The organism is Arthrobacter sp., assembly GCF_031179985.1.
Classification (GTDB): Bacteria; Actinomycetota; Actinomycetes; order Actinomycetales; family Micrococcaceae; genus Arthrobacter.
Genome location: NZ_JAPSHJ010000029.1, coordinates 37,846 through 45,819, shown reverse-complemented (window position 1 = coordinate 45,819; position 7,974 = coordinate 37,846). Strand labels below are relative to the sequence as shown.

Below are 7,974 nucleotides of genomic sequence, written 5' to 3'. Positions count from 1 at the left end.
GGGCGAAAGGTGAGGGAGGGTTTGGGTTTTGGGGGCGAAAGGTGAGGGAGGGTTTGAAGGGTGGCAGACTGGTTCGGTGACTTCTGAGAACACTGGTTCGGCCCGGAACATCCTCACGTCGCTCGCGGCGGCCCGGGTTGCTGTTGCGTCGCTGGTCGAAGGCGGGGTGCACTACGTTGTAGTCGCGCCGGGTTCGCGGTCGGCTCCCATGGCCTATGCACTGGCTGAAGCCGACGCCGCGGGCCTGGTTGAACTGCTGGTCCGAATAGACGAGCGAAGTGCCGGCTTCACAGCTCTTGGGCTCGCGTTGTCCACCGGAGCTCCGGCCGCCGTGCTGACGACATCGGGAACCGCTGTCGGAAATCTGCTCCCGGCCGTGATGGAGGCTAACCACGCAGCCGTCCCGCTGATGGTCATTTCGGCGGACCGGCCAGCGGAACTGCGGGGGACCGGTGCCAACCAGACCACCATCCAGCTGGACCTCTTCGGCGAACACGTGCGTTTCGCCGCCGACGTTCCCGCAGGCGACAATCCCCAGCGCGCCGTCGAAACCGCCCTGAGCGCGGCCACGGGGGCGTTCGACGACGTCGCGCCCGGTCCCGTTCAGCTCAACCTCGCCTTCCGGGATCCGCTGGTGCCCGCAGAGGGGGAGGGGCTGCCCGTTAGCCCCGACCGCCGCCACTATTCGGTAGGACGATCCCCGGAAGCCCTGGTCCTGCCGCCCGCCCCCACTGAGCTGCCGGAGCGGAGAACTGTGGTCCTTGCCGGGCACGACGCCGGCCCCGTGGCCGAGGCCTTCGCCCGCGCCCACGGGCTGCCCCTGCTCGCTGAACCTTCCTCTAACTCCCGCTTTGGGCCAAACGCGGTGGGACCTTACCGTTTGCTGCTCGAGCACTTCGGACCGGACTCCCCGCTGCCCCTCGAGCGCGTCGTCGTCTTTGGCAGGCCCACCCTTTCCAGGCCTGTTGCTTCCTTGCTGGCCCGCCGCGACGTTCCCAGCGCGCTCTACCAGCCGGTCGCCGTGGCCTGGTATGAGTCAGGGCGCCGGCGCGAAACACCCATCGACAACCTCACCGACCTGGCGGAATTCTCGGGACGTGGCTCGTCGGAGTGGCTGGACGCGTGGCTGCTTTCGGGGGCCTCGGCTCAGCACGCCCTGGACGAAGTCCTGTCGGCGTCAGATGCTGCGACTGGCCCCTCCGTTGGCGCAACTGTGTGGAAGCATTCCCGCGGACAGCTGGTCCTCGGATCCTCCAACGGCATCCGCGACGTCGACCTCGCCGGCCAGCCGGGCCCGGAACCGCTTGCCACCGTCTTCGCCAACCGGGGCCTTGCCGGAATCGACGGAACTGTTTCCACGGCTACCGGAATCGCCAGGGGCGGGCGGCAGGAGACAACCCTCCTGGTAGGCGATGTCACCTTCCTGCACGACGCCGGCGGCCTCCTCCTGGGGGCAGGGGAACCCGAGCCTCAACTGCGGATTGTGGTGCTCAACGACGGCGGCGGCGCTATCTTCGACCTCCTCGAGCACGGTTCTGTCCGGGCTGCCGGACAGTACGGAGACGTCGTCGAGCGTCTCTTCGGCACCCCGCACACAGTGAACCTTTCCGCGCTCGCCGCCGCGTACGGCGTCGACCATTGCTCAGTGACGACGACGGCGGGACTTGCCGAGGCGCTGTCCGCCCGGCCGGAGGGGCGCCAGATTGTGGAGGTGCGCACGGACCGGGTGGCCCTGCGCGAGCTACATGGCCGGATCAAGGCCGCAGTGGCTGCTGCGGTGGCCGGCGTGCTCGCCCCGTAGTTACCCCCTGAGGACGCGCAAACGGTCGGAGGACACCCGTATTTGCGTGTCCCTGAACCGTATGCGAGTCCTGGGCCCAGAAAGTTGTCCACATAGCCGCGCTTGACCCTCCAGGAGCAGGCATATTGGTGCGATGTTGGCACCATGAATGAGCTTCCCCAGCTGATCCTGGCCAGGAACCTGACAGAAATCGGTGCCAGCCCACGTCCGCTGTCTGTCGCGCTCAAGGCCGGGAGTCTGGTGCGGATCCGCCATGGTGTCTATGTGGATGCCGCGGAGTGGGGCGGGCTCAGCAGCTGGGAGCAGTACAGGCTTCGGATCGGTGCCGTGGCCGAAACGTGCCGGGCTCCCACGATCTTCTCGCATCATTCCGCCGCGTCGGCGTGGGAGATACCCACCATTCTGCGCAGGCAACCCGTTCATGCGCTGACCACGTTTCGGGGCGGTGGCAGATCCCGTACCGGAGTCCGGCGGCATCTGGTTGATCCCGCGAGCATGGATGCCGAGGAGCTGGACGGTCTGCTGGTCACATCCCGCATCCGGACAGTCCTGGACCTCGCCGCCTTCGTGCCGTTTGCAGAGGCGTTGGTCCCGCTGGACCACGTGCTGAAGCCCGACGGCGCCCGCGGACTTCCGGCTCTGACCAAGGAGGGGCTGCTCGGTGCTCTGGGCGGGCGATACCCCATGGCAGCAGAACGGCGCGTGGTCGCGGCCATAAGATTCGCGGACCCGGCCTCTGCCTCCGCCGGCGAATCCTATAGCCGAGGTCTGATCCACGCAGCAGGGTTTGCCGCGCCCGTCCTGCAGTATGAGGTGCGCAGCGCGGCAGGCAGGATTGCGTACTCCGACTTCTACTGGGAGGAGAGCCGGACCGTGGGGGAGTTCGACGGGATTGCCAAATACCAGAACCCCGAATACCTCAACGGCAGGACCCCGGGCCAGGTTGTGGTCGACGAAAAGCTGCGTGAGGACCGCATCCGGGCGACGGGCCGGAACGTCGTGAGATGGGTCTGGGCCGATCTCTGGAAGGCGGGCGAACTCGGCCGCAGGCTGACGGCGGCAGGGGTCCCCCGCCGTTGTCCGCTCTCCTCAGGACACGGAAACGGTGGCGGGACACAGAAACGGTCCAGGGACACCTGAATATGAGTGTCCCCGGACCGTTTGCGCGTCCCGAGGGCGTCCCAGCGCGTCCAGCGGCCCTAGGAGAGGTCGATGTGCGTCGGATCGAGGACCCGGCGCAGGAACTCCTTGGTACGGTCCTGGGTGGGGGCGCTGATGACCTGTTCGGCCGAGCCCTCCTCCACTACAACCCCGCCGTCCATGAACACCACGCGGTCCGCCACTTCCCGGGCGAAGCCCATCTCGTGCGTCACCACCAGCATGGTCATGCCCTCCTTGGCGAGGTTGCGCATGACGGACAGAACGTCGCCCACGGTCTCGGGGTCCAAAGCGGAGGTGGGCTCATCAAACAGCATGAGCTCCGGATCCATGCTCAGCGCCCGGGCAATCGCGACGCGCTGCTGCTGTCCGCCGGAAAGCTGGTCAGGGTACCGGTCTGCCAAGTGCCCCAGACCCACGCGGTCCAGGTTGGCCTGCGCCACCTGATCGGCCTCGGCCTGAGAGCGCTTGAGTACTTTGGTCTGCGCCACGGTGCAGTTCTGCAGCGCGTTCAGGTGCGGGAACAGGTTGAACTGCTGGAACACCATCCCCACCTTGCGCCGCATCCGGTCAATGTCCACGTCCGGGTGCGTGGCCTCGAAGCCGCCCACATGGACCGTGCCCTCGTTGGGCTGTTCGAGGAGGTTCACGCAGCGCAGCAGGGTGGATTTGCCGGAACCGGACGGTCCGATCAGGCACACCACTTCGCCCGGCGCCACATCCAGGTTGATGCCCTTGAGTACTTCGTTGGAGCCATAGGACTTGCGGAGACCAGTGAGGGAAACACCGGCTGCCCGTACGTGCGCGGCTTTCGGGGAGGAATTTACGACGTCGTTCATGACTGTCCTGCCTATCGCTTCGTCCGCGCGGAGCGGCTTTCGAACTTCCGGGCCAAAAGGCTCAGCGGGATGGTGATCACCAGGTAGAGTGCGCCGGCAACCAGGAGCGGGGTCAGGCCTGCACCCAGGCTCGAGATACCGTCGCGGCCGAACTTGGTCAGTTCGAACTGCGAAGCGGTGAGGCCCAGGACGTAAATCAGTGAGGAGTCCTTGGTGAGCAGGATGACTTCGTTGGTCAGCGGCGGCAGCACAATCTTGAACGCCTGCGGGATGATGATGGTCACCATGGCCCGCCACTGCGGCATGCCCAGGGACCGTGCGGCTTCGAGTTGGCCCTTGGGAACGGCCTGCAGGCCGGCCCTCAGCGTCTCGGCGATGTAGGCCGCAGCCACCATGCCGAGGGACACCATGACCACAACGGTCACGTTCCAGGAAACTCCGAATGCCAGGGGAACGCCGTAGCCGAAGGCAATGAAGACGAGCAGGGCCGGGATGCCGCGGAAGAACTCGATGTAGCCCGTGGCAATCCAGCGGTAGAGAGGGAAGGTGGAGAGCTTCATGAGGGCCAGGAGCAGGCCGCCGGAGAGGCCTACGATGAAGCCGAGGAAAGTGTAAACGAGGGTGTTCGTCAGGCCGACCAGGAAGATGTCCGGGAACATCGGGCCGATCTTGCCAAAGTTGAAGACGCTGGCGCCGATGGTCTCCCAGTCCGTGGCCAGGATCAGTGCGGCCACGGCCACAATGAAGATCCCCGCTTGGACGTTCAGGCTGACTCTGGCTCGTTGAGTTGCGGTCATTGCCATGATGTACTCACATTCATTTTGCGCAGTCTTGAGGACCCCGTGCCGCCCTTGGTGTCGGGACTTCTTTCAGGACGGTACGGGGCCTCAGCTGCTTAGGTCTCAGGGACTGGGGCGCCGGCTATTTGGCGGCGTCGCCGAACCACGTGGTCTGGAATTTCTTCAGGCTGCCGTCATCCGTCAGGCGCTTAAGGGTGGCGTTGACCTTTTCGGCCATAGCAGCGTTGCCCTTCTTGATGGAAATACCCAACTGCTCGCCGGTGGAGTAGTCCTCAACGGACTTGAGCTTGGAGTCGTCCTTGATGGCGTAACCCAGAACAGACTGGTTTCCGAGGGCTGCGTCGATGGTGCCGGCCTGTAGAGCCTGGACCAGTAGTCCGGTGTCTTCGAACTGCTGGGCGTCGATGCCCTTTTCCTTGGCGTAATCGGCGCCGGTGGTGGCCTGCTGGACGCCCACCTTCTTGCCCTTGGCATCATCGAGGTTCTTGACGCCCGAGTCCTGGGAGGCCACCAGCGCGAGGTCGTCGTCCATGTACGGCGTAGAGAAGTCCATGACCGACTTGCGGGTATCGGTGATGGAAATCGAGGAGATGGAAACGTCGCACTGGCTCAGAGCCGTGCCGGTCTCGATGGCCTCGAAGGAGCTGTCCACAACACTCAGTTCGGCGTTGAGGTCCTTAGCGACCTGCGCAGCGATGTCCATATCGAAGCCGACAATCTTGCCGTCCTTCTGGAACTCAAAGGGCTCGTAGGGGACGTCAGAGCACACGGTCAGTTTGCCCGACTCGATGAGCTGGATTCCGTCTTTTGCGGCCGGGGTGGCGCCGCTGTTGCCGCCGCAGGCAGTGAGGGTGAGTGCTCCGACGGCGAGGATTGAGGCTGCCTTGACGGCCAATTTTGCCGTGGCAGGGGACTTCGGCTGCATAGTTTTCTTACCTTTTGTTGCTGGGGGATGTGTTCTGAGACGGCTAATAGTGTATCTGCTGAAAGAGAGATGTGCGTCACAGGAAACTTTGTTTCACTATTGGATAACTATTGCAGTGCAAAACACAAGCCTGTTTTCGGCGAAGGTGTCTTAGATACCGGACAGCACTCGGGATGGACCTGCAGAAGGTGCAGTCAGCTGCTGATGCCCAGGGACTCGAGCATGGGGCGGAATTTGGCCCACGTTTCAGCAAGTTCCGCTTCGGGCTGCGAGCCTTCGACGATCCCGCACCCGGCGTACAGGCGGACCGTATCCGGAGCCTCGATCACGGCGCCGCGAAGGGCGATGCCCCACTCGCCGTTTCCTGCAGCGTCGAGCCAGCCCACCGGTCCCGCATACGGTCCGCGGTCCATGTGCTCAAGCTTCCGGATGAGCGCACCGGCCACAAGGGTTGGGGTTCCGCACACAGCAGCGGTGGGGTGGAGTGCGTTGATGAGGGCAAGGCACGTCGGCACGTGGCCCTCCACCTCGCTGAGCTCTGCCTTCACATCGGAGGCGAGGTGCCACACGTTGGGCAGCTCGAGGATGAAAGGTTCGATGTGGGCGTTCATGGCTTCTGAGAAGGGCGCCAGCTGCTTGGTCAACGACTGGATGGCGATCTCGTGCTCATGCCGCTGCTTCTCCGAACCTGCCAGCACCCGCTCGGCAAACTCGAGGGGCGAGCCTTCCATTCCATAAGCGTCGCGCCGGTCCAGCGTCCCTGCCAGAACACGGGCCTGCGCCGTGCGGCCCTCCACCTGGATGAGCATTTCCGGCGTGGATCCAACGAGGCCGTCCACCCCGTACGTCCAGCATTCGCGATACCTGATGGCCAGTTGCCGAAGGATCTCCGCAGCGTTGACGCCTTCCGGGAGTGTGGCCACGATGTCACGTGCCAGCACCAGTTTTTCCAGCTTCCCTGTGCGCACTTCGGCCACTCCCGCGGCCACAGCGGCCATCCAGTCGTGCTCGGTGAGCGACCCGGTTTCAAGCTTTGTTTGGGGCACGACGGCAGCGCCCGGATCTGCGGGCACCGCACCAAGCGGCTCCCCCTCGGGCACCTCCTCGGAGCCTTCAAGCCATCCCTTCAGCGCGGCGAAGGCGCCCGCTTCGGTGAGCTCGACGTCGTCGAACGTTAGCTGCGTAAGCCAGGCCTTGCCGTCCCTGACGCCCACCACAATCTCGGGCACAATCAACCGCGAGCGGTGAGTAGACAGCTTTGAGAAAGCGAAGGAGCCGAAGGCTACCGGGCCTGTGCCGGGGCACTCAACGAGGTCCGTGACGTCGGCCTCGAGCACCAGATGGCGCCACCAGATATCGGCTTCCAGGAAACGGTCCGGGCCGGTTGCGCTGAAGCGGGTGAGCTCCCCGAAACCCACGAGGCCTGCTTCGCGGCGGGTCCAGCAGAGGACGTCGTCCCGCGTGAGAAATGACGGCAGCCCCCGTTGCGCTGATCCTGCGTCCAGGGGGACTGTTAAAGTACGGAACGTGCTCGTCATGATGGGTCAAGAGTACTTGAAAGTACTGTGGTCCTTGGGTGCTTTCGGGTATCGCCATCTTCCGCCGCCCCCAGGCAACCCCGTGGTTCGTGAGCCTGCCTAACATTTGAGACAATGGCATGGTGAACCGAGCATCCTTGGATAAGCGTCCGGACGAAGTAGCCACGATGTTTGACGACGTCGCCCCCAAATACGACGTCGTCAATGATGTCCTCTCGATGGGGCAGACCCGCCGTTGGCGCAAAGTGGTGGTGGAGGCCGTTGATGCCCTCCCGGGCCAGCGGGTGCTGGATTTGGCTGCCGGAACCGGAACGTCAAGCGAGCCGTACGCCGACGCCGGCGTCGACGTCGTGGCCTGCGATTTCTCCCTTGGAATGCTCAAGGTCGGCAAGCGCCGCCGCCCGGATATCGACTTCATTGCCGGTGATGCGACGCGCCTCCCTTTCGCGGATAACTCCTTCGACGCTTCCACCATTTCCTTCGGCCTGCGCAACGTCAACGAGCCCAAGAAGGCACTGGCCGAGATGCTTCGCGTTACCAAGCCCGGCGGCAAGCTGGTGATCGCCGAGTTCTCGCAGCCCGTGGTTCCCCTGTGGCGCACCATGTACACCGAGTACCTCATGCGCGCGCTCCCGGCCATCGCCGTCAAGGTCTCCTCCAACCCGGACGCCTACGTGTACCTCGCCGAATCCATTCGCGCCTGGCCGGACCAGGACCACCTCGCCGCCTGGCTGCAGGAGGCGGGCTGGGAAACGGTCACGTACCGGAATCTCAGTGGTGGAATCGTGGCAGTGCACCGTGCCCACAAGCCGCTTGATTCAACGCCCGACGGCGGTGCTGCCGCCATCGCTGCCCACACCGGCCCGGTTGCCAAACTGCGACGCAACATTTCGCGCAGCACGCGCTAGCTCTC

Annotated in this window: 7 protein-coding genes; 3 read left to right on the top strand and 4 right to left on the bottom strand. The window is 64.6% G+C overall.

Features of this window, described 5'->3' with window-relative positions; all coding sequences use genetic code 11:
* Positions 1-76: 76 nt before the first annotated feature.
* Together menD and RIN13_RS13690 are read left to right on the top strand one after the other, a co-directional pair.
* The gene (menD, locus tag RIN13_RS13695) at positions 77-1,801 is read left to right on the top strand and encodes a 2-succinyl-5-enolpyruvyl-6-hydroxy-3-cyclohexene-1-carboxylic-acid synthase (RefSeq protein ID WP_309107892.1); all 1,725 of its coding nucleotides are present in this window, start codon (positions 77-79) and stop codon (positions 1,799-1,801) included.
* A gap of 144 nt (positions 1,802-1,945) precedes the next feature.
* Positions 1,946-2,941: a hypothetical protein gene (locus RIN13_RS13690; RefSeq protein ID WP_309107891.1), complete on the top strand. Its 996-nt coding sequence runs from the start codon at positions 1,946-1,948 to the stop codon at positions 2,939-2,941.
* Between the two features lie 59 nt (positions 2,942-3,000).
* Here RIN13_RS13690 and RIN13_RS13685 read toward each other — a convergent pair whose 3' ends face one another.
* The 4 genes from RIN13_RS13685 to RIN13_RS13670 form a co-directional block, all read right to left on the bottom strand.
* Positions 3,001-3,798 (bottom strand): amino acid ABC transporter ATP-binding protein, encoded by a 798-nt coding sequence (locus tag RIN13_RS13685; protein WP_309107890.1) that lies wholly within the window; start codon positions 3,796-3,798, stop codon positions 3,001-3,003.
* 11 nt (positions 3,799-3,809) lie between these two features.
* Complete coding sequence (locus RIN13_RS13680; RefSeq protein WP_309107889.1) at positions 3,810-4,601, bottom strand: amino acid ABC transporter permease; 792 nt, start codon at positions 4,599-4,601, stop codon at positions 3,810-3,812.
* A gap of 118 nt (positions 4,602-4,719) precedes the next feature.
* Complete coding sequence (locus RIN13_RS13675; protein ID WP_309107888.1) at positions 4,720-5,523, bottom strand: ABC transporter substrate-binding protein; 804 nt, start codon at positions 5,521-5,523, stop codon at positions 4,720-4,722.
* Between the two features lie 194 nt (positions 5,524-5,717).
* A complete protein-coding gene (locus RIN13_RS13670) occupies positions 5,718-7,061 on the bottom strand; it encodes an isochorismate synthase (protein ID WP_309107887.1) in 1,344 nt (447 codons plus the stop codon).
* A 122-nt stretch (positions 7,062-7,183) separates the two neighbouring features.
* On the opposite strand from RIN13_RS13670, the gene RIN13_RS13665 reads away from it, so the two are divergent.
* Positions 7,184-7,969 carry a demethylmenaquinone methyltransferase gene (locus RIN13_RS13665; RefSeq protein ID WP_309107893.1) on the top strand — a complete coding sequence of 262 codons (786 nt, stop codon included), beginning with the start codon at positions 7,184-7,186 and terminating at the stop codon, positions 7,967-7,969.
* The last annotated feature ends 5 nt before the right edge of the window (positions 7,970-7,974 follow it).